Raw genomic sequence first — 24,476 nt, 5'->3', positions numbered from 1 at the left:
ATTTTCATGAACCAAGACATGGATAACTTGTTATGAACTAGACATTTAACTATTTCTAGGTAGATTAAAGACCAAGTGGGAATTACAATGATAACAAGACAATCAATTCAATCACCGACTCAATTCGTCATTCCCTTTTTGTCTTAAGCCGTAATAAGTTGTCTAAAGAGTCTCAAAGTGCAAAAGGAGGAAGTTATCTTGACTCAAATTCATATTAATGGGGTACCGTATGATGTCAAAGAAGGAGCTACGATTCTTGATACGATTAACCAACATGACATTCCTCATCCACAGATTTGTCATGTGCCCGCTGTAGACCCAATCGAAACATGTGATACATGTATCGTGGAGGTGAATGGCCAATTAGTTCGTTCTTGCTCCACTAAGGCAATTGATGGCATGAATGTGTTATTAGCTTCTGACAAAGCAAAAGCGGCACAAACAGAAGCGATGGACCGTCTTCTCGAAAACCATTTACTGTACTGTACAGTGTGTGATAATAACAATGGAAATTGTACATTACACAATACAGCCGAATTAATGGAAATCGAGCATCAAAAATATCCGTACAAACCGAAAGTTGAACCACATGAAGTAGACATGTCACACCCTTTTTACCGCTATGATCCGAACCAATGTATTGCATGTGGGCAATGTGTAGAAGTTTGTCAAAATTTACAGGTAAACGAAACATTATCCCTCGATTGGGAAGCAGAAAGACCACGTGTAATTTGGGATAAAGGTGTTGCCATTAATGATTCTTCCTGTGTAAGCTGCGGTCAATGTGTTACCGTTTGTCCTTGTAATGCCTTAATGGAAAAGTCCATGCTTGGAGAGGCTGGATTTATGACGGGTTTGAAACAAGATATGTTAGATCCAATGATTCGTTTGATTAAAGAAGTTGAACCAGGATATAGCGGTATTTTTGCCGTTTCTGAAGTGGAAGCAGCCATGCGTAGTAAGCGCACAAAAAAAACAAAAACAGTTTGTACTTTCTGCGGTGTAGGTTGTTCATTCGAAGTTTGGACAAAAGACCGCAAAATTTTAAAAGTACAACCTTCAGATGGTCCGGTCAATGCAATCTCTACATGTGTAAAAGGAAAATTCGGTTGGGATTTCATCAATTCGGAAGAACGTATTACAAAACCACTTATTCGTAAAAATAATGAGTTTGTTGAATCTTCTTGGGATGAAGCGTTGGATTTAATTGCCACAAAACTCGGTGGTATTCAACAACAATATGGTCCTGGTTCTGTCGGTTTTATCTCTTCTTCTAAAATTACAAATGAAGAAAATTACTTAATACAAAAAATGGCGCGTCAATTATTTGCCACAAATGACGTCGATAATTGCTCCCGTTATTGTCAGTCTCCCGCTACGGACGGTTTATTACGTACAGTAGGTTTAGGCGGTGACGCTGGTACGATTCAAGATATTGCCAAAGCAGGCCTTGTCATTATTGTTGGTGCTAACCCAGCTGAAGGCCATCCTGTTTTAGCAACACGTGTGAAACGTGCACACAAATTACATGGTCAAAAATTAATCGTTGCCGATATTCGTAAACATGAAATGGCTGAGCGTTCAGACATCTTTATGCGTCCAAAACAAGGTACTGACCAAGTGTGGATTATGGCGGTTACCAAATATATCATCGATCAAGGATGGCATGACGAAGCCTTTATTCAAGACAATGTCCTGCATTTTGAAGATTTTAAACAAGTGCTTGCAACCTATACACTTGATTACGCTCAAAATATGACCGGAATTAGCAAGGAAACATTGATTGAAGTGGCTGAAATGATTCGTGATGCAGACGGCACTTGTGTTCTTTGGGGTATGGGTGTCACGCAAAATACGGGAGGCTCTTATACATCAGCCGCTATTTCGAATTTACTATTAGCAACGGGTAACTATCGTCGTCCTGGGGCTGGGGCTTACCCACTACGCGGTCACAATAATGTTCAAGGTGCCTGTGATATGGGGACATTACCAAATCTATTGCCAGGCTACCAAAAAGTGACCGATGATGAAGCAAGAGCAAAATTCGAAAAAGCTTATGGTGTCCCTATTCAATCTCAACCAGGTCGAAATAATATGCAAATGTTAGATGCTATTATGGAAGGTAAAATGAAAGCGATGTATTTAGTGGGCGAGGATATGGCACTTGTTGACTGTAATGCCAACCATGTAGATGAGGTACTTTCACAAATAGAATTTTTTGTTGTCCAAGATTGCTTCCTATCACGTACTGCCCAATATGCAGATGTGATTTTACCAGCAGCCCCTTCGCTTGAAAAAGAAGGCACATTCACGAATACAGAACGTCGCGTTCAGCGTCTCTATCAAGTTTTGCCAACACTCGGTGAGTCGAAAGCTGATTGGGAAATCCTCCAAGCAGTTGCACGTCGATTAGGAGCAGATTGGCAGTATAATCATCCAAGCGACATTTTCGATGAAATGACGAGTTTGTCTCCACTATTCTCACAAGCCAACTATGATGTCTTAGAAGGCTGGGGTAGCTTCTGTTGGGGTAGTCATGATGGAAAAGATACACCATTATTATATGAAGATGGTTTTAACTTCCCAGATAAAAAAGCTCGTTTTGCTTTACATGATTGGGTGCAACCAGTTGAATTTGAGGCACAATACGATTGTCATATTAATAACGGTCGTATGCTTGAGCACTTCCACGAAGGAAATCTAACAAATAAATCGAAAGGTATCCAATCAAAGGTACCAGAAATTTTCGTTGAAGTATCACCACAATTGGCGAAAGAACGAGGCATTGAAGATGGCGCCCTACTCCGTTTAGTATCTCCATATGGCGCATTAAAGCTCAATGCATTAGTAACAGATCGCGTGCAAGGGAATGAATTATTTTTACCTATGAACTCTGTTAGCAAAGATTCAGCTATTAACTTCTTAACTGGTCCTGCAGCAGATATTAATACATCAACACCCGCGTACAAACAAACAAAAGTTCGAGTAGAGGTGCTAAAAGCAAAAGGCAAGACGCCGCTGCCGCGCACTAACCCGCGCTATAAAAAGCGTCATCCTCAAAATGGTGTAGAGGTACAACGAAAATGGAATCGTCCTGGCTACGTTCACTTAACAACCCTAAACGAAAGAGAGTGAGAACATGGCTGAACCCATTACAAGTATAAAAAAACAACAAGTAACAGACGAACAGCTCAAGGAGCAAAAATTAGATAATCTTAAACAACTGCTTTCTGAGCAAGAAGAAGCTGTCCAACAAGTATTGCATATTATAGCTGAATTAAATGATATCGGTGCACTAGAAGCTGCAATGAAACTACTAGAAGCTAAAGAAGAAGTGGCTCATGTTGCACTTGGACAATTAACACGAAAGCCTGTAACCAATATCATTAATAATTTAATGGGTGTTGCGGGAGCATTGACAGAGCTAAATCCTGAAACAACGACTAAGCTGATTGAAGGCTTAAATTCAGGGGTAGAGGAAGCTAACAAAGCACTTGAATCCGATGACAAAGTTAGTGCCTTTAAACTAGTCAAAATGTTAAATGATCCAGATGTCAATCGCGCACTTAATTTTGGTGTGCATTTCTTAAAGGGACTTGGCAAAGGGTTAAAAGAATAAGGTGGTTCTAATATGTTAGTACAAGAAGATGTTATCAACGCATTACAACAAGTTCAAGATCCTGAGCTTCATCAGAGTATTGTCACATTAAATATGGTACGCAATATTCACATAAGCGGCACCCATCTATCACTGGATATTATGTTAACTACACCAGGCTGTCCGTTAAAAGCAAAAATTCAGCAAGATGTGGAGGAGGCACTACAAGCGATTGGTGCCTCCAGTGTTGCCGTTACCTTTGGTGTTATGACTGAACAGGAACGTCGTGCACTATCGACCCTTCTACAAGCGAAAAATAGTAACGAACAAGGGATGCCAAACATGTTGCAGCTTCATTCAGGTGTGCAGTTTATTGCTATCACAAGTGGTAAAGGTGGCGTTGGGAAGTCGACAGTGACCATTAATTTAGCGGTCGCTCTTGCTCGTCTTGGCAAACGTGTAGGTATACTAGATGCTGATATTTATGGCTTTAGTATCCCTGCTATGATGAACATTGAGCAAAAACCTACCATGCTTGACCAAATTGCGATTCCAGTTGAAAGTCAAGGGGTTAAATTGATGTCAATGGGCTTTTTCACCAATGGGAACCAACCTGTTATGTGGCGTGGACCAATGCTCAACAAATGGATTCGCAATTTCCTTGTCAACACTTTATGGGGAGAGTTGGATTTTCTGCTAATTGATTTACCACCAGGAACTGGGGATGTGGCGATTGATATGGCGGCGATGATTCCACAAGCACAAGAAATTATCGTAACAACACCGCATTTGGCTGCTTCTCACGTCGCATCCCGTGCAGGCTTAATGGCTCAACATACGAAACATTCTATTCTTGGTGTAGTTGAAAACATGGCTTATTTTGAAGGGGCAGATGGTCAAAAAAACTATCTATTTGGACAAGGTGGAGCCGAACAATTGGCAAAATTACTCCAAACTGAAGTGATTGCCCATATTCCTTTCGCCCAGCCTGAAGAAAATACAGGCTCCTCCATATACGATGAAGAAACAGTGATTGGCGAAATCTTTACACATCTAGCAGAAGATTTACTATTTCAATAAAACAACAATCCCTTGATTTGCTTAGTGACAAATCAAGGGATTTTCCTTGCTACAAATAACCCGCTTTTTTTAACACTTGTATGAAATAAAAACGATACGTATTTTGGACAAATGTATCTAAAGGTAACCCTACATGCACCTGATACTTTGTAAAAATAAAAGAAAAGCGTTTATCCCATTTTAAGCGTAATAACGCTCCTGCCTCTTCACCGTATTTCGCTGTAAATTCTCCAATCAAAGTCTCAATTATATTGTAACAATAGCTTTTTAAATGTGCCAATGCTTCAATATCTTGATCCCTTTGAAAGCGTATAATCCAATCCACTAATTGCTTATGCATGTTGTTTAACTGCCATCCTTCAATATAGAGTTTCTTCCTATTTAAATAACTACTACTTTTCGATACGAATAATTATCAGAATTGTTTGGGTGCCTGTCACTAAAACTAAATCGGGGTAGCAAATATTTGTTTTTCTTTTGGATCCCATAGAACAATGCCGACATCTTCTTTTTGATCGATAATACGAATCGTCACAGGCACATAGTCAAATAAAATAGTGTTTAGTTTTGTCCCTATAAACTGTAAAAGCCCAATCAGTTCTGTATCGTTTATTAGAGGGGCATGTACCTCTATTTTTATATCAGCTAACTTACCATTTTCATATCGCAACTTTCCAATTATTTTAGGATTTAAATGTTTGAAATTCTGTTGTATATCTTCCTTAAACTTCAATAATTGATTATATGTATCTTGATCCAAACTATATAACGCATCAGAAGGAAACGTATAGTCTTTTTTATCAATGTCATTCCATTTATCTATTTTCTCCTTTCCTTCTGCAATATAAGTATCAGCCAAAAACACACCTGGAATAATATCGTTTTTATTGGACTCTTGATACAACGTTAAATAGATTGGAACATTAGGTATTGTTGCATTTTTCCTTATATCTTTTATAATTCTTTCAGCCACTTCTTTACCATACTTAGCAACATCATTCACATCATCATCATTATTATCTACTTTCACTTGCCCTGTATAAATCAAGCCTTTATCATCAGACACGCGAATATCATAAAATTCATTTAACGATATAGCTAAAGACATTCCTTCGATTTTCCCACTTTTTTTGTTAATAAAATTTTGCTCTAACACATGTGATAAGATGAGCGGATTCTCTTTTTCATCTTCTAAAACATTACCCGTACTATTTTTGATAGCTGGATTTAACCCTAAACCTTCTTCCGTTTTTCTAGCTAACCATTGATTTATAATAGTTTTATCTAAATATTGTCCTTCTTGCATATAAAAACTATTTGGCGAAAAATGGTCAACTGATAAATTCATGAGTCCTTTTTCGATTTCATTGATATTTATTGAATTGTTCATGTGACTAACAATTAGCCCTCTTGATACGTTCTGTTTGGCAGGCTGTTGAATTTCATAGATTTCCTTTTTTTGAATTGAAGAAATATACATTTTTTCTTCTTTCGTATTTACATCGTCATTATCACTACAAGCAGCTAAAAAAAACAAAGGGGATAGCCAAATGAGCGCACTCTTTTTTATAACCATTTCATTTTGCTCCTTAATCATTGTCATTTCAGGCATTTCTCTACAAATAGGTCTATACCTAATATTACCATAAATTGTACGTAGATAGGTTAACGCCAGAAATAACCTTTACCTGATTAACTACCCTCTTATTCTATTTTTTACACCATACAAAAAACCCTGCTAATCTGTAAGATTAAGTACAAGTAATTGTACATTAATCCTTATTCAATAGTGTTTCTTTTAAAATGTTACACATTAAATGAAAATGCACATTACTAAATGCAAATTTTAGTGATGTGCTTTTTATTTTGCTTTAGATTCTTCGTAAGGATTACTTAAAAGGTTAAACACTTTACAAGGCTTATAGGAAAGATTAAAGTAGAAACATACGTTCGTACTGGAGGTTATTATTTGTATTGGTTTGAGTATTGCCCACAGCACATTGAAAGTAAGTATCAATTACTTGTATTTAAAGATAACCAACCTTTTTTTCCTTTGACTGATTATTACCATGATTGTTTAGGGAGAATTGATAAAAGCTCTGCAATATCATATTTGAATTGCTTACTTCCATTTTTTAAATGGTTAGATAAAGAGAGTAACTATCAAGGAAACAAAGTGCAATGGAATGATTCAGAAGAGAAAATACGTGTAGTGGTTGAATATTATTTAATGCATGAAATGAAATGTAAGATTCGTGATAAAGATACCTTTCGCTTTGTAAATTTGACTAACAAGAGTCCTAATACAATTAGTAGGTTTTTATCAGCCTTAAAATCATTCTATAAGTCAATGATTCGGTTAAAACAGTATCACTTTAGGAATCCGTTGATAGATGGTCAGGCTATCTTACACAGCTATAAAGAAGAAATAAAAGGTATTCGAGAAGATAAGCCAAGAATGCCTTCAATTGCAGGCACAGAAGAAGCCATTTCCCATCGGAGATTAACAGATTCCTATTTTAAAATTATTAATGAGGAGTGGCAACCACAAATTATTGATGATATAGATTTACCATATCAAGTATATCAAGCGGGGAAGAAAGTAAGTTGGTCGCTTCGTGAAATGGTGATAGCTCGTATGTTATTTGAAACGGGTGCAAGGGCATCAGAAATTATTGAATTAACAATTGGAGATTACCGCAAACGTAAAAGTCATCAAGAATTTATTACCTTCAATAAAGGGAGTCATGGTAAAAAAATTAAGTTTATTCGTGTTAGTAAAGATACGGTGAAAAGATTGTTCCACTATATAGATACTGAAAGAAAATCCTTAGACGAAAATCATTTAACTTTTGAACAGTTACCAGATGATGCCCCCATCTTTTTATCAGCAAACGGCACACCTCTGACTTATCACGCTTGGTACTATCATTGGAATCGAGCAGTGAAGATAAATGAGCTAAGTTTAAATCCGCATAAAGCAAGGCACTGGTTCGTTACTTCTCGATTACGAGAAATTTATAATGTCTCAAAAAGTGAATCAGAAATACAACAACGAAAAAATGAGTTGATTAAATATATGAAGTGGAAAAATCCAGATACGATGGCTGTCTATGAGCATCATTTTGATGAAAAGAAGCATCGAGAAGCACACGACAAAATGTTAGAGCAAATGCAGCAAAACGAACAGGACTATGTTAAGCAACAGCAATCTTCAAGGAAATCAAAACTAAATTTGAGAGTTATTGAATCATCAACTGTCGAAAACTTTGATGAAGATTTAAAAGAATTATTGGAAGGGTTGGAGTAATATTGACTGAAACAGCACAGTTAAGGCCAGAAACAGAATGGTACGATAAAATGCTTGGGCAAATGGATACTCGATTAATGTGCCTACAAAATAACAGAGGTGAATTTTTATTTGATAAATTAGACGAGCGGGTGCTTAAATATTTGCATAATAACTGCTTAACTTTTGAGTGGAAAAATCAATTATTGCTTATAGCATTAATTGATTTAGCTAATAATATAGACCATGTAAGTGTAATGAATAAATTAACTACCTTACACCCAAGATTCAAAGATATTTTTAAAGATTTTAACATGACTTCATTTTCAGATTTCGAGCCAAATGTTCATTTATATAAATATTTACAAGGTAATATTTGTGCCAATTCTTCTAACAATATGAAATTGGCATTACTAAAAGATTATAAATCATCTGAATACAATACTAAAAAGTGGATTTATAATAACCTTCCAACAGATGAACGAGAATATTTGCAAAAATTTTTATTACCACCCTTGTCATTTGATAGTAGAGATTTTTCCTTTAATAAATTAGCATTGGAACAAGCACAGAATACTCGCAAAGATGAAACAGATGCTATTGTTCCACATCTTTCAACAATACGTGCAGAAGCAAATTTACGATGGAATCAAATGAAAAGACTAAGAGATACTTTTCAGCAACAAATTAGGAATATAGAAGCAAATTCAATATCATTACCAATTGAATTTTCCTATGCAGAACCCAAAAGGATTGGGGAAGTATTTTATTTTCGCTTATGGGATAAACCCTCCTTTGTACTGAATCATCAAAAGGAATTTTCAGATGTTGTTATAAAGCAAGCAAAACAAAAAAAATCAACTTATTCTGATGAAAATAATTCTTATTTCCTTGAATTTATTCGTGCTGAATCAATAAAGAGTGAGTCGGAACCAGAAGGTCTTTGGTTTAATGAATTAATCGAGCATAATGTTTTAGGTCATTGGTCACAATACAGACCAGTTGAAGAACATGAGGAGATTTTAAAATTTTTGTCTTTGTGGGGATATGGATCTGAAAATGAGAAAAAACCTCTTCCGTTTTTCTCACAACATAAAGGTATAATTACACCTTCAACATTCGTTACTCTTCATCAGGATAAAGCAGAAGGTTTACTAATTGATGTAGAGCCATTTTATGCAGCTTGTACATTTGGTCTATTAGCCATCGATATTTTAACAACAACAGGTGCAAGAAAGAACGAATTACTTCAAATTAATAATACAAAAGAATGTATTAAGGTAAAGAAAATTAATAATAAGCTACACTATTCCTATAGTGCTATTCCTAAAGGAAGAGATTCATTAGAAGAATTTTATATAAGTAAACAAACGATGGAACATATTCAAATGGTATCAAGGATGTTAAAAGTACATTATGGTAGTGACAAAATTCCAAGCGTCCTGTACAGAGATGAAAGAAAGCATTTATTCTCCACACCTTTGCCTTATTATTTTCAATACGAAGGCAAAGCATTTAAAAAATTTGCTTTATACAGTTCCATTCGATTTTTACTTCATGGATTATTGTTTGAGATGCAGAACGGACAAGCTGTAACTCTAAAAACACACCTATTGCGTCATGCATTCGCTACAGAAGCTGTTCAACGGCAAAAAATACCGATTGATATCGTCGCAAAAATGTTGCATCAAAAGGATTTTAACGTAACAGAGTATTATTCAGCTCCTACACCTAGTCAAATCGCAGAATCCGTAAGTGAGTTACATGATGTTATTTCAAGCTATGTAGATGTTGATGATGTGTATTTAAGAAGTCCACAAGAGTTACAAAAAGAATTTGATACCTATGCTGAAAAAGTTGGTATATTCAATAAAGTATTGGGTGGTACGTGCGTTACAGACTACGTTTGCCCTACCAAAATGCAATGTTTAGGTTGCAAAGCAAAAATACCGGAACCAGACCAAGAGGATGAATTATTAGAGGTTATCCAATTATCAAAAGATATGGAAAAACGATTTAAACAAATGGGATTAGAGGTCGAAGTTCGAAAAGCAAAAGAGATGACAAAGCAAGCTAAAATTGAACTAAAAGAAATTGATTTAATTAAGCAGTATAGAAAGGAGCGTAGCTTTGAACCAATCACCAGAAGAAATCCATTCAGATAAATTCCAATGGCTTGATAAAGTACATCAGCAACGTAAGGAACGTTCTGTTTCTATTGGCATACAAACTATTGATTTTCTTGTTAAACAGGGGATTTCTGTAACCTATCATAATATTTCGGAGCATTCAAAAGCATTTGATGATAAAAAGAAAGGTATTCACATAAATACTATCAAACGAAATGAAGAACTATATGAGTATTACAAAAAGCATAGTAGAACTTATAAAGTTAAGAACACTCGTAAAAAGCCTGAGAAGCCTTCTACGTTTGATGAATCCACTTTAAGAAGGATTTCCCCTAATCGGGACTCAAATAACGCTAGAAAGAAATATATGCAACTTTCTAAGGCTGAATTGGTTAACCGTTTAATTGAAGTTGAACAATATGTTGCAGATAATCAACAACGTTGGGTTAGTAATCAATTCGAACAATTTAAATAAAAGGAATCTCTACCAAACTTTAAATCTGGTAGAGATTTTTTTACTTATGCTCTAAGTTATTTTCACTTTTAGTAATTCTTCTATCGTTTCTAGTAAATAACGTTTGGTTTTTTTGAAATTATTTTTACCATTAAACTTTAAGGTTTTATTTAACTCTTCATAAATATCATTAGGGTTATAAGAATGTGCTGCTTTATTTCTAATTCTATTTATGTTTCGAGTACGTTCGAACCATTTTTTATCGATTGTTTTATACGTTTCATACCATAATTCGTTAGCCCTATATGTTACCGTTTCAGAAAACAAATCTGACTTATGTATATATCCCTTCCACATTTCTTTTTCTTTTTCTTTTTTACTAATTTCTGGGTAATGCTTTTGGTAATATGTCTCCAATAACTCTAGGAACTTACGATATAAAGCCTCATCTTCTTTTTTTATAAACCTCCAAAATTTACCTGGTAGTTTTATTGCATTCTCATTTGGGTCAATAGGTAGAGCTTTTTGATTTTCTAACAGCTTTTCAAGTATTGACACTCTAGCAGAAAAACTTTTTGGTAGGACTTCTAACTTACAGTCATACTCGGTAGTGTTGAACTTATTTAGATTAAAAGCTTTACCAATTGCATCCAAAACAAAGAAATCTATCACTAGCCAAGTCTCTAAAATCATATATCTAATGTTATTTGATTTTTTTATTTCCGTAATACAATTACTAATTATTTCGGTAATCTCTAAATATTCTGCTTCATTACCTCTAAACAACATATTGTCAAAGACTTCTAATTCTTTATCATCCATTATTTATAGCTCCTTTTCTACTAAAGTTATTAATAGCTTAAAGAATAGTTCAAAAAACTATCTCTTTATGTAATTTGCCGAATTATAGTAAAAACCCTCTTATCTAGCCATGATTTATTTACATTTTAAAAAGGAGTCGACTAAAATTAGTCGACTCCTTTTGGTTAGATATTAAAATGTTAAACATCTTATATAACCATAAATATCATATGTTTTTTTATTATTTAGTTGACTTTTAATAAAAAATAAAACAGGGTTTTTAATGAATTCATACTCAAACATGTCTTGTTTTTTGGATTAACGACAACAATACTACCCCTACTACACAAATACAACCAATAAATAACAACAAAAATCCTATTGGAATTAAAAAGAACGGTTCCTCTAATGTACCATCAGGTGCAACACTACTCCCCTTTATCATAAAGATTAAAAAGCTGATGACTCCTAAAACAATTGGTGTTGAAGCTAACAAATATTTCTTCATTTCTTTGTCCCTCCATATAAATATTTTTGATTCAGTGTTTTAATTTAGCCACCAAATCTCTTGCTACCCTGTTGCTATCATAAACGAATTATTTAACCTAAGTCAATTATTTTTTATCGTAAAACGATAAATTTTTATTCTTTAGAATGTGCTTTTATTTTTGACTTTCAAAATTTAATATTATAAAATAACCAAAAATCTTATATAAATATGGAAGGGTGTATTTATGAACTATGAGGATTTAATGCAGCGAGAAGGTTATTTATTTTTAGATAAGATAACAGAGCCTGGAACAAACTCTTTAAGGATTTCGATTAATAGAGCTTCCATCAGTTCAAAAAGCGAGGATGTCAACATTCATGAATATCAATTACATGATGCCTATCCCATTGAAATGGATAAGACATTACCACAAATCCATATCGAATTCGATTCGTATGTAGCGTACACTGTTTTTGATGAGTCATTCCACTTTGTCAATAACGAAGATGAATTTCGAGGACATACCATACGCATCTTTACAAAATCCGCCTATTTAGATTTTGTATGTCAAACAACGATTGCACAGGAAATATATTCTTATAAAGAATTAATCCACTATCAAATTGTTTGTCTAGACCATATAGTAGATATTGTCTCCTTCGAACAACCTAGCATTTGGACAAGCGAAAAATAGATTTCAAAACAGACAATCCTCATATGTCTGTTTTTTTATTTCTATTCATTTCATTTATTTTAGATAATTTATGAAACAGCAATTCTATTATTTGGTATAAACACGCTATCATTTGCATATTCTATTAAATAGAAAACTAAAGGAGGACACTGTAGTGAGTAATGCCGAAAATGATAATCTCTTAGAAAATAAAACGATTACATCTCTTTCTACATCTCTCCTAGAAAATATTAAGACCATTCAAAACTCACTAGGTAATAGCAATGATATTATTATCCGTGAATTTTTGGTTGGCAAACCGTTGGAGATACCAATCGCTATTATGTATACGGATGGTCTAGCAGATAATACTTCGATTAACGACTTTGTTTTAGAATCTATTATTTCTAATTTTGAAGTGACATCTGAAACTACTTTGGAAGAAATTGCGATGCGATTAAAAGCTTATTGCATAACTGTTGGCAGTATAAAAGATATTGCGGACTTTTCATCATTGTTAAATGCTATTTTAAGTGGCGAAACTATTTTATTAATAGATGGGCTTGCTATCGGTATTTCAACAAGTACTAAACGAGTCAAAGATAGGGCGATAACAGAACCCGTTACAGAAGCAGTTATTAGAGGGCCTAGAGAATCATTCACCGAAACTTTACGAACGAATACAGCTTTAATTCGACGAAAAATAAAAAGCCCTAATCTATGGATAAAATCAAGAGTGATAGGTGAGGTTACACAAACCGAAATCGCCGTTATGTATATAAATGGCATAGCTAATGAAAAAATAGTGGATGAAGTACTGCATCGATTAGATCAAATTACGATTGATGGTATTTTAGAGAGTGGTTACATTGAACAATTAATTCAGGATACAAAGTTTACTTTATTTCCTACCATCTACAATTCCGAAAGACCAGATGTTATAGCTGGAGAATTATTAGAAGGAAAGATTGCTATTCTAGTGGATGGTACACCTTTTGTTTTAATTGTACCTGCCCTATTCACTTCCTTTTTACAATCAGCAGAAGATTATTATCAGAGCGCATTTGTTAGTTCATTCATTCGTCTTATCCGATTTTTAGGTATTAGTTTGGCATTGGTTGCTCCATCACTTTATATTTCTTTAACGACCTTTCATCAAGAAATGCTGCCAACATCGCTCCTAATTAGTATATATGCGCAGCGAGAAGGCGTTCCATTCCCTGCTTTTGTTGAAGCTTTAATTATGGAAATCGCCTTTGAAGTTTTAAGAGAAGCTGGTTTGAGGATGCCGAGAATGATTGGATCAGCCATTTCGATAGTTGGCACACTTATTATTGGACAAGCAGCCGTTGAGGCAGGCATTGTATCCGCAGCAATGGTCATTATTGTTGCTTTAACAGCCATTTGTAGTTTTCTGTTCCCAGCATATGGCCTTTCCAATTCAATTCGTATTTTACGCTTCCCATTAATGGGCTTGGCAGCGATGTTCGGACTGTTTGGCTTATTTGTTGGAATTATGCTATTAATCATTCATTTATGTAGCTTACGTTCTTTTGGCGTTCCATATATGAGCCCATATGCCCCTTTAATACCGAAGGATCAAAAAGATGCTTTAATTGTTTTACCGCGTGGTTCTTTACTAACACGTCCGCGACTAATTAGTCAAATGAATAATGTAAGAGGACGCAAAAATCGCTAATCACTATTTGGTTAAATGAGGGTACCTAATGAAGAAGACTATACTAATGATTTCATTAATCTTTCTAATTTCAATTCTTAGTGGTTGTTGGAGTAAACGTGAATTAAATGACTTGGCACTTGTGGCTGCTCTAGGTATAGACTTTATTGATGATGAATATGCCATTTCTGTACAAGTAATAGATCCTAGTCAAATCTCTTCAAAACAGTCGTCATCTAGACAAGCACCCGTAGTTACTTATCATGCAAAAGGAAAAACTGTCTTTGAAGCCATTCGAAAAATATTAGCCTTGTCTCCAAGAAAATTATATTTTGCACATGTACAATTAGTTGTACTTGGAGAGGATTTAGCTGTAGACGGTATACGAGATTCTATTGATTTTCTAGCAAGAGATCAGGAGATAAGAAACGATTTTACGATTATCGTTTCACAGCAAACAACGGCTAAAAATATTTTAAATGTCTTAACCCCAATAGAAAAAATACCAGCAAAAAAGATGTTAAATTCGCTTACAATTACGCAAGATGCATGGGGCTCTACTTCAGAAGTCGATGTTGAAGACTTAGTAACAAAATTAGGAGTAGGAAATCAATATTTTGTTCTATCAGCTATTGAAATTCAAGGGGATAAAAGTTTAGGCATTGACCAAACAAACGTAGAAAGAATTGAAACACCTGTAAAACTTAAGTTTACTGGCCTTGCCATATTTAAAGAAGATAAATTAATCGGTTATATGGATGAATACGACAGTAAAAGTTTTAATTACTTAAACGATAATATAAAATCAACTATTGAAATTATTGCATGCCCTTCTGAAGGTGTGTTAACAACTGAAATTACGCAATCCAAAACAACAACAAAGGGATTAATAAAGAACGGTTCACCTACCATCAACGTTAACATCGACATTGTCCAAAATGTTGCAGAAGTGAAATGTGACATTAATTTAACAGATTTGACCACGATTGATTGGATTAATCGTCAAACCGAGTTATCTATCAAAAAGAATATTGATGAAGCGCTGCATGTTCTCCAAGAAAAATATAACGCAGATGTTCTCGGTTTTGGTGAAGCGATTCATCGCGCAGACCCAAAAAAATGGAAAAAGATAAAAGAAGATTGGCATACCATTTATCCAAATGTTGAAGTAAATGTCAAGGTAAACGTCAATACACACGGTTCAGGAACGATGCAAAATTCAAAATTAAAGGAGTAAAAAACACTATGTTCATTGCCTTAGGCATATTAGTGATTACACTTGTAATTGTTTTAATCGAACGTCCTAAATTAAAAAAGGAAGGAAAAAAACTAGTTTGGACGTTCTCCATTCTTTTAGTCATAGGGACATCCTTAAATATTGCTATAAGTTATAATGCTATAAAGTCTAGCCCACTGGACCCAATTATGTATATTTTTCATCCAATTAGTGACTTCCTAAAAGAAGCATTACTAAATAAAAAATAACAAATAAGAGGCATTATTATGAAAAAACAATTGATAAGCTCCCGTCAATTCACAATCATTGTTATCCTTTATACAGTTGGAACAGGAGTACTAATAATACCAGCAAGTATTGCCTTAGAAGTACAGCAAGATGCTTGGATTGTAGCAATAATCGGTACTCTATTAAGTTTACTATTAATAAAGCTATTTATTATGTTATCACATAAAATGGCGAAACTTTCTCTTGTAGAAGTAACTGAAAAATTTCTAGGAAAATTTATCGGCAAAGTAGTTTCTATCGGATTTGTACTGTTAACACTTTTGTCATCCGGTGAGTTACTATATTTCATTGGTAATTTCCTACAAACAGAGGTGATGCCTGAAACACCTCCAGTCGTTTTTTCCATACTTTTTTGCTGTATAATTTTATTTGCAGCATATCAAGGGATTGAAGTATTTGCTCGTACTTTAGAAATTCTATTTCCTGCCTTTTTATTGATATTTATTATTTTTTTGTTCTTTGTTTCACCCCAAATAGAAATAAAACATGTGCAACCAGTTTTTGAAGTTTCCATTCAACCATTTATCTATAGCATTATACATTTCATGGGGCTATTTTCTTTTCCATTAATCGTGCTATTAATGATTTTTCCTTCGGTTATCAATAACCTACAATCAGGTAAAAAAGGATTTTATATAGGCACATTAGTTGGAGGATTTATTATTACTATCTTTATAGCTTTATCAATACTTGTATTAGGCGTTACCAATACCACTATCCGAACATTCCCTAGTTATACATTGGCACAAAAAATTTCTGTAGGAAAATTTTTGCAACGTATTGAAATTATTATGGCTTTTATGTGGATGGTCACAATATTTGTACGAGCGTTTATGTATTATTATGCTTCTTTAATTGGGATTAGCCAAATACTGAAACTAAAGGATCATCGACCATTAATTTTGCCACTTGGCATGATCTCAATAGCACTCTCTCAAATTGTTCATGCAAATATTATTCATTCCGATAAATACAACCAACAAACATGGCCACTTGCTATCGCTGTTTTTTCTATTTTTCTACCCATTATCTTGCTATTGATAGCGATGTTCAAAAGATCAAAAAATAAGAAAAAAATCGACCCAGCTATGAACGATGGTGAGACGCCTCCTAATGCATCATCATAAGGCTCAATTTAACACTAAAAGAAACGCAAAAAAATCGGTAGCCACGGATTTTTCCACTGGCAACCGTTTTTTTATATTCAGTATCTATTAATATCTTGCAGCTTCAGAAGAAGGATTTAAAATATCGTGTACTTGTTCTTCAGTTACATCATAATTGTAGAATTTAGTGTAGTAATGTTGAATTTCTTCAGTCATATTATAATTGAAAATTTCTGGATGATTGTGCTGTGCCATCCATTTTAACATAAGAGGTGCATCTCCATTTGGTGGATACCAGCGATAAATACCTAGTGGCACTTTGTACACTTGTTTGTTTTGTACTGCTTTTAACTGACTCCAATCTTGGCCTTGAATTGAATTATTGAACAAGTCTTTTGGCTGTGTTTCAGTAAAATTAGTAATGTAAATAATATCCGGATTCCACGTATATATTTGTTCCATATTAACGGCTTTAATGCCTTGAACATCTGCTTCTGCCACATCTATTCCACCTGTCGCTTTAATCCATCGATTGCCGTGCATATTCGAGCCAGCAACTGATATTTCTTTATCATTATGGTATTGAAGAATCATTACTGTAGGCTTATCTTCTTCTTTCACATTCGCTAACTTCTCGTTAATTTCTTGTTGATTATTTTTACCTTCTTGAATAATTTGGTCGGGTCGATCTGTCGTCCCTGTGATATCGCCCGTTAATGTTAACCAGCGATTTAAAATTTCTAATGGATCATCCGATTGTGCAGTAGCTTGTAACGCAACTGTCGGAATCCCTGCTTCTTCTAATTTATGAATGGATTTCTCATCCGATGCAATTTCAAAATAGACTTCTGGATTTATCTTCATCAATTCTTCAATATTCACATCGCCATTTTGAATAAAGGAAGTATCAGCTTTTAATACATGCGGTGAAATGTCTTTTAAGATGGAATGCGATGCTGCATTATATGAATTTGGATGCATACCAACAATTTCTTGTGTCGAATTCGTGGCAATATACCAAGTTGAGAAATAGGGTAAAATGCCTCCTACTACAACACGCGCAGGGTTCATTGGTACTGTTATTTGACGATTGAGCTCGTCCTTTATAATCGCTTCTTCTTTTGTTTCTACAATGTCATTAGATGCCGATTTATTTGCGTTATCCGACTGATTACAGCCGACTAATAACGCCGAAATCGCTAATGCTGATAATGGGTATTTCCAATTCATGTGTTTACACTCCTAAAACAATGTTAGTTTCGACTTAAATGATAATGATTATCACTATCATTTAATACTCTACCACACTAGTCGTAAGAGTCAACACCCTCAACACTATTTAATTCTTTAACATAAATATTTATTCAGCAAATAATTATAATAATTGTCGCTGTAATATCGGTAATACATGGCTTTAAAAAGAAAAGCCCTTCTGTATGATACAGAAGGGCTCCATGTAAACTTAGGGCATTAAACGCTATCCAATGCATATCTCAAAAAAAGTATTATCCACAAAAAGCTCTTTGCCTTACTTCTACAACTATTATTTAAAATTATATTGTGTAACAATTGGCTCACGGTTTAGTTGTTGATCTTTAAAATACTCATACAAGCTAATTCCTAAAAATGAGCCCGAGATATTGTAAACTTGATCATAATCATTATGCTCTAGCACCATTACCGCATTGTAACTACGTTGTGCAGAACGACAATGGACATAGACAGGTACGTCCTTTGGAATTTCATGCATACGCTCACGTAATTGACTTAAAGGAATGTTTTTTGCACCCTTGATTGCGCCATCTGCAAATTCATTAGGTTCACGTACATCAATGATGACAGCATCCGACTCAACTAATTGGCGTACTTCACTGACACGCACTTGCTTGAAACGGCCTGCCATAATATTTGTTGCGACAAGAGCCGCTAAATTAACAACATCTTTTGCAGTTGAAAACATTGGTGAATATGAAAGCTCTAGCTCTTTTAAATCCTCAATTGTTCCATTCATTGTCATTAACGTCGCAATGACATCGATTCGTTTATCTGCATTCCCCTTCCCAATCGCCTGTGCACCAACAATTCGTCCGGTTGGTACTTCATAAATTAATTTAAAATGAAGTGGATTACTTGTAGGCATCAGCCCAACTTTATCTGGCGCAATGATATACACGGCATCAACCGGTAACCCTATTTGCTTTGCTGTACGCTCGTTTAATCCTGTTGCTGCTGCCGCATAATCAAAAACTTGAATACTCGATGAGCCTATAACACCTTTATTAGCCGAAGTAATTCCATATATATGATCCGCAACTGCACGAGCTTGCTTTTGTGCAGGACCAGCTAATGCTAAACGAGTCTGTTTATTCATCAAGCGATGGTACACTTCAATGGCATCTCCAATAGCATAAATGCTCGGGTCATTCGTTTGATAATTTTGATTTACTTTAATGGCACCAGTTGCACCAATCTCTAGTCCTGCCTCTACTGCTAATGTTGTTTCTGGACGAACGCCAATCGCTAAAACAACAATGTCAGCATCCATTGTTTTTCCTGAATTTAATGTAATAGAATCTGTCGTAATTTCTGCTAAGCCATCCCCTACAATTAAGTTCACACCATGATCTAATAACTCTTTGTGTAAAATTTGAACCATATCTTCATCAAATGGTGTTAAAATTTGTGGGGCAAATTCCACTAAAGTAACACCGCGTCCAGCTAAGCGGAGGTTTTCAGCTACCTCTACACCAATAAATCCGCCACCAATAACTGCGATATTTTGAGCATCTTTTTTAACAATTGCTTGTTGTAATTGTTCAATATCTACTACATTTCGCACAGTGAACACATGTGGTAAATCCGTACCTTGAAGATTTGGAACAATCGGGCTAGCTCCTGGAGATAAAATTAATTCATCATATACTTCTGTTGATAGCTCTCCTGTTTGTGTACTTCTAATCGTTACTGACTTTTCATGACGATTAATCGCAATCACTTCACTATTTACACGTGCATCAATTTTATATTTTGATTCAAAGGACTCTGGTGTCATCATTAATAAACGCTTACTATCTTCCACAACACCGCTTAAATAAAATGGTAAAGAACAATTTGAAAACGATACATGAGGCCCTTTTTCAAACATGATAATTTCAGCTTGCTCGTCTAACCGTCTAATTCTCGCCGCAGCAGAAGCGCCTCCAGCAACTCCACCAATAATAATAATCTTCTTCATCAAAATCCCCTCCAAAAAATATGTAGAATACAATACATGTAATTGATTAGCACTTTCACAATACACTATATACCCATAGGGGTATATAGTCAACTAAAAATTTACCAAATTAAAGAAGCATTAGAAAAACTTTCGATTTTGCTTCACAAAAGCAACATCACAAATTTCGTCATGCACGTCATATAAAGTAACAACATATTGCTTCTTTCCATACTTTAAAACGCTAAATTTAGCGTCTCCCACAAACAGAAATACTCAAAGGGCGTAAAGCACTGGAAATGCTTCACGCCCTTAAAAGATTTATTGCTGCATCGCTCGGTATAAAAATGCTGCTAATTGTGCTCTGGTCACAGAAGCTTCAGGTCGGAACTTACCATTATCACCCAATGCTATCCCTGCCCGTTCTAGTGCCCCAATATACCCCGCACTCCAATGACTGCTATCTACATCCGTAAATGAACTTGTAGTTTGTGGTTGGAGCTGTAATGTATTCGCTAATATTTTCGCCAATTGGGCACGTGTAAGATTGTCAGTTGGATGAAAGGCCCCGTCTACCCCGTCTATAATACCCGCCTGCTGTAAGATCGTAATCTCATGATAATACGGATGATGCGGTGCTATATCTGAGAAAGCTATTGTTGGACGACTCGCCTCAAATGTATATGCACGTGTTAAGAGAACAGCTACGTGCTGGCGGCTTATCGTCTCATTTGGACGGAAAGTACCATCCTTATAGCCTGTAATTATCCCTTGCGTTGCCAATGCCTCAATTATTTCCTGTGCCCAATGGTTTTCAATATCTTGGAAAGTCACGATTGGCGGCAATGGCTGTGGTGTTTTGGGTGGCTTTGAATCTATCGCTTCTTCCACTGGTAAGGCTGTCCATTTTGCATAGAGCGTTAAACTTTCTTTCACCAGCATCCCTTTATCCCACGGTTTCGTTAATTCCTTGTCTTGATACCAACCAGCAAAACGGTAACCTTCTCTTGTCGGTATAGGTAAGTCGCTGACTGTTGTATTATAGGCAATCTCTATGTCCTTTAAAGATAACCCTCCATTTGTCTCGAGGGATATTTGAATGAACCTTGATGGATTAGCGTGAATTGTGCCTTCCGATGCGGATGGACCCGTGACATTACCTTCACTTGGTGTAGAAGGATTCAATGCCCACTGAGCATACAATATGACATCAGCTTTCCCCATTTGGAAGATTGCATTTTCAGTATAGGAAATTCCTTTTCCATCCGCTTGTGTATTCCAGCCTGCAAATGTATAGCCTGTTCTTACTAATTGTCCGCTATTTCCTTGAACTGTTACTGTTTTATTTTCTTCATACTGTATGCTATCCTGTGGAACAGTTCCACTAGTTGCGCCATTTGCATGATAGATTACGGTATACGCAGGCGTATTAGTTTTCGTCCACTGTGCATATAGAATTACATCTGCTGTACCGATTAGGAAAATATCATTTGCCCGATACGTCGTGCCTTGTCCATCTGCTTGTGTATTCCAGCCTGCAAATGTATAGCCTGTTCTTACTAATTGTCCGCTATTTCCTTGAACTGTTACTGTTTTATTTTCTTCATACTGTATGCTATCCTGTGGAACAGTTCCACTAGTTGCGCCATTTGCATGATAGGTAACGGTATACGCTGGCGTATTAGTTTTCGTCCACTGTGCATATAGAATTACATCTGCTGTACCGATTAGGAAAATATCATTTGCCCGATACGTCGTGCCTTGTCCATCTACTTGCGTATTCCAGCCTGCAAATATATAGCCATCTCTTACTAGATTGCCACTATTTCCTTGAACTGTTACCGTTTTGTTTTCTTCATACTGGGTACTGTCCTGTGGTACAATGCCACTTGTTGCGCCATTTGCATGATAGATTACGGTATACGCTGGTGTATTAGTTTTCGTCCACTGTGCATATAGAATTACATCTGCTGTACCGATTAGGAAAATATCATTTGCCCGATACGTCGTGCCTTGTCCATCTGCTTGTGTATTCCAGCCTGCAAATATATAGCCATCTCTTACTAGATTGCCGCTATTTCCTTGAACTGTTACTGTTTTGTTTTCTTGATATTGAGTATTGTCCTGTGGTACTTGACCTCCGACTGCATTATTGGGGTCATAGGTAACTTTATAGTATGGTGTTGCTTCATATACACCTAAATCAATGGCGGCTCCTTGAATGCGTTTTTTTCCTATTAAATCATGCGGTAAACTATTTGCAGTTGAATCTCCTACATCAATCGCAGGTCCTCCAAGCTTTAAATGATAATATCCGCTAATTGGGTTAAGAAATACATCTTCAAGCGTATAAATAGCTTGACTAATAGGTTTTTCATTAGCATCGTATAACTGACCTTTGTAGCCTAGCCCATTCGCGAATACATCTAGCAAACTATTTGTTACCTTACCTAAAAAATTACTCAATGGTACTGAATTGCCATTTCCAATAATTATACTATTGATAATTTTACTTTTTTCTGAACCGCCGACTATAGCTATTGGACCATTATCAGATATCGTCGCATTGATTATACTAACATCTCCATTGATATAATTGTAGATGGCACTCCCTATGCGATTTGTTGCATTATTAGAAGCAAAAAGTGCATTCATTAATGTTGGATGACTTGCCTCATTAAATAATGCGCCTCCCTGCATTGCTGTATTTGAATGAAATCCTACATCTATTATAGTTGGATGACTATCAAACTGATTGTATATTCCACCACCCCATGCATCCGCTATATTTCCATAAAATATTACATCCTTCAATATCGGATTACTCCGATTATTTTGTATACCAGCTCCATTGCCCCCTACTCCATAGCGTATTTTCGCATTATTTCTATAAAATTCAACTTTATTTAATTGGGGTGCACTTTCTGTATTAGCCATACCGCCCCCAGCATTCGCTTCATTTTCAATAAATAGAACATTTTGTAAAATAGCGTGACTGCTCATCTCATTGCGCATGCCCCCTCCAAACCATTCAGCTTTATTTTGCACAAATTTTACACTTGTTAAGGAAGGCAAACTTTTTCGATTATACATACCTCCTCCTTGTTGCAGTGCTATATTCCCGCTAAATGTCACATTTGTTAATATTGTGTCACTCCCACTGAAATTTGCCATTCCACCTCCATAATAGCCTGCTTCATTGTCTATAAATGTTGCAGATTCTATAGTAGTGTGACTTGCACCATTATAAATACCACCACCACTCTCTGTTACTTTATTTTGACTGAAGATTCCATTTGTTATAGTCGGAGTGCTCATATTTCCATTATAAATGCCGCCTCCTAAAACCGCTTTATTGTCATGAAATTCAACATTCATTAAGGTTGGAGAGCTGCCTAAATTATACATTCCCCCTCCGTATTGATTGGCATTATTTCCACTAAAAATAACATTCCTCAAAGTTGGATGATTTCCAGAATTAAACATACCTCCCCCATGTTGATGAAAAATGGAATAACCATCAGCTTGTCCTTTTGTAATCGTGACTCCATCAAGTATAGCCGTGGCGTTCAATTTTACGTCATAGTTATTGGGATGATAAAACACATGATAGGCCACTTCTCCGCTCGGAAGTTCACCACTTAATATCGTTTTATTTTGCGTTAAATCTCGATTATCTACGGTTTCTTCATCTTGTTCACCTTTAAACCCACCATAAATGGCTACACCATTTTTCATTCTAAAGTGTGCAGTACGAGCATCCCTCACATCATCTAATCTTGTCGGTGTATATATGCCTTGCGCTAGCCAAATTTGATCGCCAGGATTTGCCCGTTCTAAAGCCGACTGTAAATCTATAAAAGCGTTCTTCCAACTTGTACCATCACCTGTCCCACCAGCAACATTTGCCTTGACATAAATAATCTTACTTGCTGCTATTTGTGTGGTTTGAGGCACTGCAATACGAATCGTCTGCTTATAAATATCTGATTGTCCTGCTACTCTAAACCAAATGGAATGGTCACCTGCCTCTGTTACTATAAGTGGTGAGGTCGTATCAAATATTGTCCATGAATCTCCCGCATCTCTTGATAACTCTACTTGAAGATTTGCACGATCGGCAGTAATTACTGTTACTTGAATTGTGACAGGAGCTGAAGTAATATTCCCAGCTATGTATGGCTCTCCTCCTGTTGTTAAAGTAAGTTGAAGTGACTCATTCATCTCTGCTTGTACAGATATACCGCCCATTAAGGAATATGCGCTTAATAAAAATAAAGAAAAAATAGATATAACTTGTCGCCATATCTTTCTCATACCATCCCTCTTTTCGTTTAGTATATAGTAGAAATAAACACTAAATTCTTCTTATATTACTCGAAAGTAATATAAGGGTATACTATGATAATTTTAGTATAACAACAGCTCATTTCTAACAT

At 35.5% G+C, this 24,476-nt stretch carries 18 protein-coding genes; 11 read left to right on the top strand and 7 right to left on the bottom strand.

What is annotated here, in order from left to right:
- The first annotated feature begins 198 nt into the window (after nucleotides 1-198).
- Genes fdhF through MHH88_RS07175 form a run of 3 tightly spaced genes read left to right on the top strand, consistent with a single transcriptional unit; the run spans nucleotide 199 to nucleotide 4,678 of the window.
- Nucleotides 199-3,135, top strand: coding sequence for a formate dehydrogenase subunit alpha (gene fdhF, locus MHH88_RS07185; RefSeq protein ID WP_339262128.1), 2,937 nt, complete (start codon nucleotides 199-201; stop codon nucleotides 3,133-3,135).
- A gap of 4 nt (nucleotides 3,136-3,139) precedes the next feature.
- Nucleotides 3,140-3,619: a DUF1641 domain-containing protein gene (locus tag MHH88_RS07180; protein ID WP_069511894.1), complete on the top strand. Its 480-nt coding sequence runs from the start codon at nucleotides 3,140-3,142 to the stop codon at nucleotides 3,617-3,619.
- Between the two features lie 12 nt (nucleotides 3,620-3,631).
- A complete protein-coding gene (locus MHH88_RS07175; protein ID WP_339262127.1) occupies nucleotides 3,632-4,678 on the top strand; it encodes an Mrp/NBP35 family ATP-binding protein in 1,047 nt (348 codons plus the stop codon).
- Between the two features lie 49 nt (nucleotides 4,679-4,727).
- On the opposite strand, the gene MHH88_RS07170 is transcribed toward MHH88_RS07175, so the two are convergent.
- Together MHH88_RS07170 and MHH88_RS07165 are read right to left on the bottom strand one after the other, a co-directional pair.
- The gene (locus MHH88_RS07170) at nucleotides 4,728-5,018 is read right to left on the bottom strand and encodes a hypothetical protein (RefSeq protein WP_339262126.1); all 291 of its coding nucleotides are present in this window, start codon (nucleotides 5,016-5,018) and stop codon (nucleotides 4,728-4,730) included.
- A gap of 105 nt (nucleotides 5,019-5,123) precedes the next feature.
- Nucleotides 5,124-6,281: a CamS family sex pheromone protein gene (locus tag MHH88_RS07165; RefSeq protein WP_339262125.1), complete on the bottom strand. Its 1,158-nt coding sequence runs from the start codon at nucleotides 6,279-6,281 to the stop codon at nucleotides 5,124-5,126.
- A gap of 366 nt (nucleotides 6,282-6,647) precedes the next feature.
- Between MHH88_RS07165 and MHH88_RS07160 the strand changes: the two genes are divergently transcribed.
- From MHH88_RS07160 to MHH88_RS07150, 3 genes are read left to right on the top strand one after another with little or no spacing between them, the layout of a single operon-like run.
- A complete protein-coding gene (locus MHH88_RS07160; RefSeq protein WP_339262124.1) occupies nucleotides 6,648-7,988 on the top strand; it encodes a site-specific integrase in 1,341 nt (446 codons plus the stop codon).
- 2 nt (nucleotides 7,989-7,990) lie between these two features.
- Nucleotides 7,991-10,132: a site-specific integrase gene (locus MHH88_RS07155; RefSeq protein WP_339262123.1), complete on the top strand. Its 2,142-nt coding sequence runs from the start codon at nucleotides 7,991-7,993 to the stop codon at nucleotides 10,130-10,132.
- Nucleotides 10,098-10,571 carry a hypothetical protein gene (locus MHH88_RS07150; protein WP_339262122.1) on the top strand — a complete coding sequence of 158 codons (474 nt, stop codon included), beginning with the start codon at nucleotides 10,098-10,100 and terminating at the stop codon, nucleotides 10,569-10,571. The genes MHH88_RS07155 and MHH88_RS07150 overlap by 35 nt, the downstream gene beginning before the upstream one ends.
- A 51-nt stretch (nucleotides 10,572-10,622) precedes the next feature.
- Here MHH88_RS07150 and MHH88_RS07145 read toward each other — a convergent pair whose 3' ends face one another.
- Both MHH88_RS07145 and MHH88_RS07140 read right to left on the bottom strand, forming a co-directional pair.
- On the bottom strand, nucleotides 10,623-11,372 hold the full coding sequence (locus tag MHH88_RS07145) for a hypothetical protein (RefSeq protein ID WP_339262121.1): 750 nt from the start codon (nucleotides 11,370-11,372) through the stop codon (nucleotides 10,623-10,625).
- A gap of 274 nt (nucleotides 11,373-11,646) precedes the next feature.
- Nucleotides 11,647-11,859 carry a DUF3955 domain-containing protein gene (locus MHH88_RS07140; protein WP_069511900.1) on the bottom strand — a complete coding sequence of 71 codons (213 nt, stop codon included), beginning with the start codon at nucleotides 11,857-11,859 and terminating at the stop codon, nucleotides 11,647-11,649.
- Nucleotides 11,860-12,085: 226 nt separating this feature from the next.
- On the opposite strand from MHH88_RS07140, the gene MHH88_RS07135 reads away from it, so the two are divergent.
- The 5 genes from MHH88_RS07135 (at nucleotide 12,086) to MHH88_RS07115 (ending at nucleotide 16,844) form a co-directional block, all read left to right on the top strand.
- A complete protein-coding gene (locus tag MHH88_RS07135) occupies nucleotides 12,086-12,535 on the top strand; it encodes a hypothetical protein (RefSeq protein WP_339262118.1) in 450 nt (149 codons plus the stop codon).
- 154 nt (nucleotides 12,536-12,689) lie between these two features.
- The gene (locus tag MHH88_RS07130; protein WP_339262117.1) at nucleotides 12,690-14,213 is read left to right on the top strand and encodes a spore germination protein; all 1,524 of its coding nucleotides are present in this window, start codon (nucleotides 12,690-12,692) and stop codon (nucleotides 14,211-14,213) included.
- A 28-nt stretch (nucleotides 14,214-14,241) separates the two neighbouring features.
- Nucleotides 14,242-15,429, top strand: a complete 1,188-nt coding sequence (locus tag MHH88_RS07125) for a Ger(x)C family spore germination protein (RefSeq protein WP_339262115.1) — start codon at nucleotides 14,242-14,244, stop codon at nucleotides 15,427-15,429.
- An 8-nt stretch (nucleotides 15,430-15,437) separates the two neighbouring features.
- Complete coding sequence (locus tag MHH88_RS07120) at nucleotides 15,438-15,677, top strand: hypothetical protein (protein WP_339262113.1); 240 nt, start codon at nucleotides 15,438-15,440, stop codon at nucleotides 15,675-15,677.
- Nucleotides 15,678-15,695: 18 nt separating this feature from the next.
- The gene (locus MHH88_RS07115; protein ID WP_339262111.1) at nucleotides 15,696-16,844 is read left to right on the top strand and encodes an endospore germination permease; all 1,149 of its coding nucleotides are present in this window, start codon (nucleotides 15,696-15,698) and stop codon (nucleotides 16,842-16,844) included.
- A gap of 87 nt (nucleotides 16,845-16,931) precedes the next feature.
- On the opposite strand, the gene MHH88_RS07110 is transcribed toward MHH88_RS07115, so the two are convergent.
- From MHH88_RS07110 to MHH88_RS07100, 3 genes are all read right to left on the bottom strand, one after another.
- Entirely contained in the window at nucleotides 16,932-18,053 is a 1,122-nt protein-coding gene (locus MHH88_RS07110; protein ID WP_339262109.1) for an ABC transporter substrate-binding protein, read from the bottom strand.
- 313 nt (nucleotides 18,054-18,366) lie between these two features.
- Entirely contained in the window at nucleotides 18,367-20,061 is a 1,695-nt protein-coding gene (locus MHH88_RS07105; protein WP_339262107.1) for an FAD-dependent oxidoreductase, read from the bottom strand.
- A 297-nt stretch (nucleotides 20,062-20,358) separates the two neighbouring features.
- Nucleotides 20,359-24,354 (bottom strand): InlB B-repeat-containing protein, encoded by a 3,996-nt coding sequence (locus MHH88_RS07100; RefSeq protein WP_339262106.1) that lies wholly within the window; start codon nucleotides 24,352-24,354, stop codon nucleotides 20,359-20,361.
- Between the last annotated feature and the right edge of the window lie 122 nt (nucleotides 24,355-24,476).

Source organism: Lysinibacillus sp. FSL K6-3209 (genome assembly GCF_037976175.1).
In the GTDB taxonomy this organism is placed as follows: Bacteria; Bacillota; Bacilli; order Bacillales_A; family Planococcaceae; genus Lysinibacillus; species Lysinibacillus sphaericus_D.
Note: the sequence above shows the minus strand (reverse complement) of the source record. Positions and strands in the feature narration are given on the sequence as shown.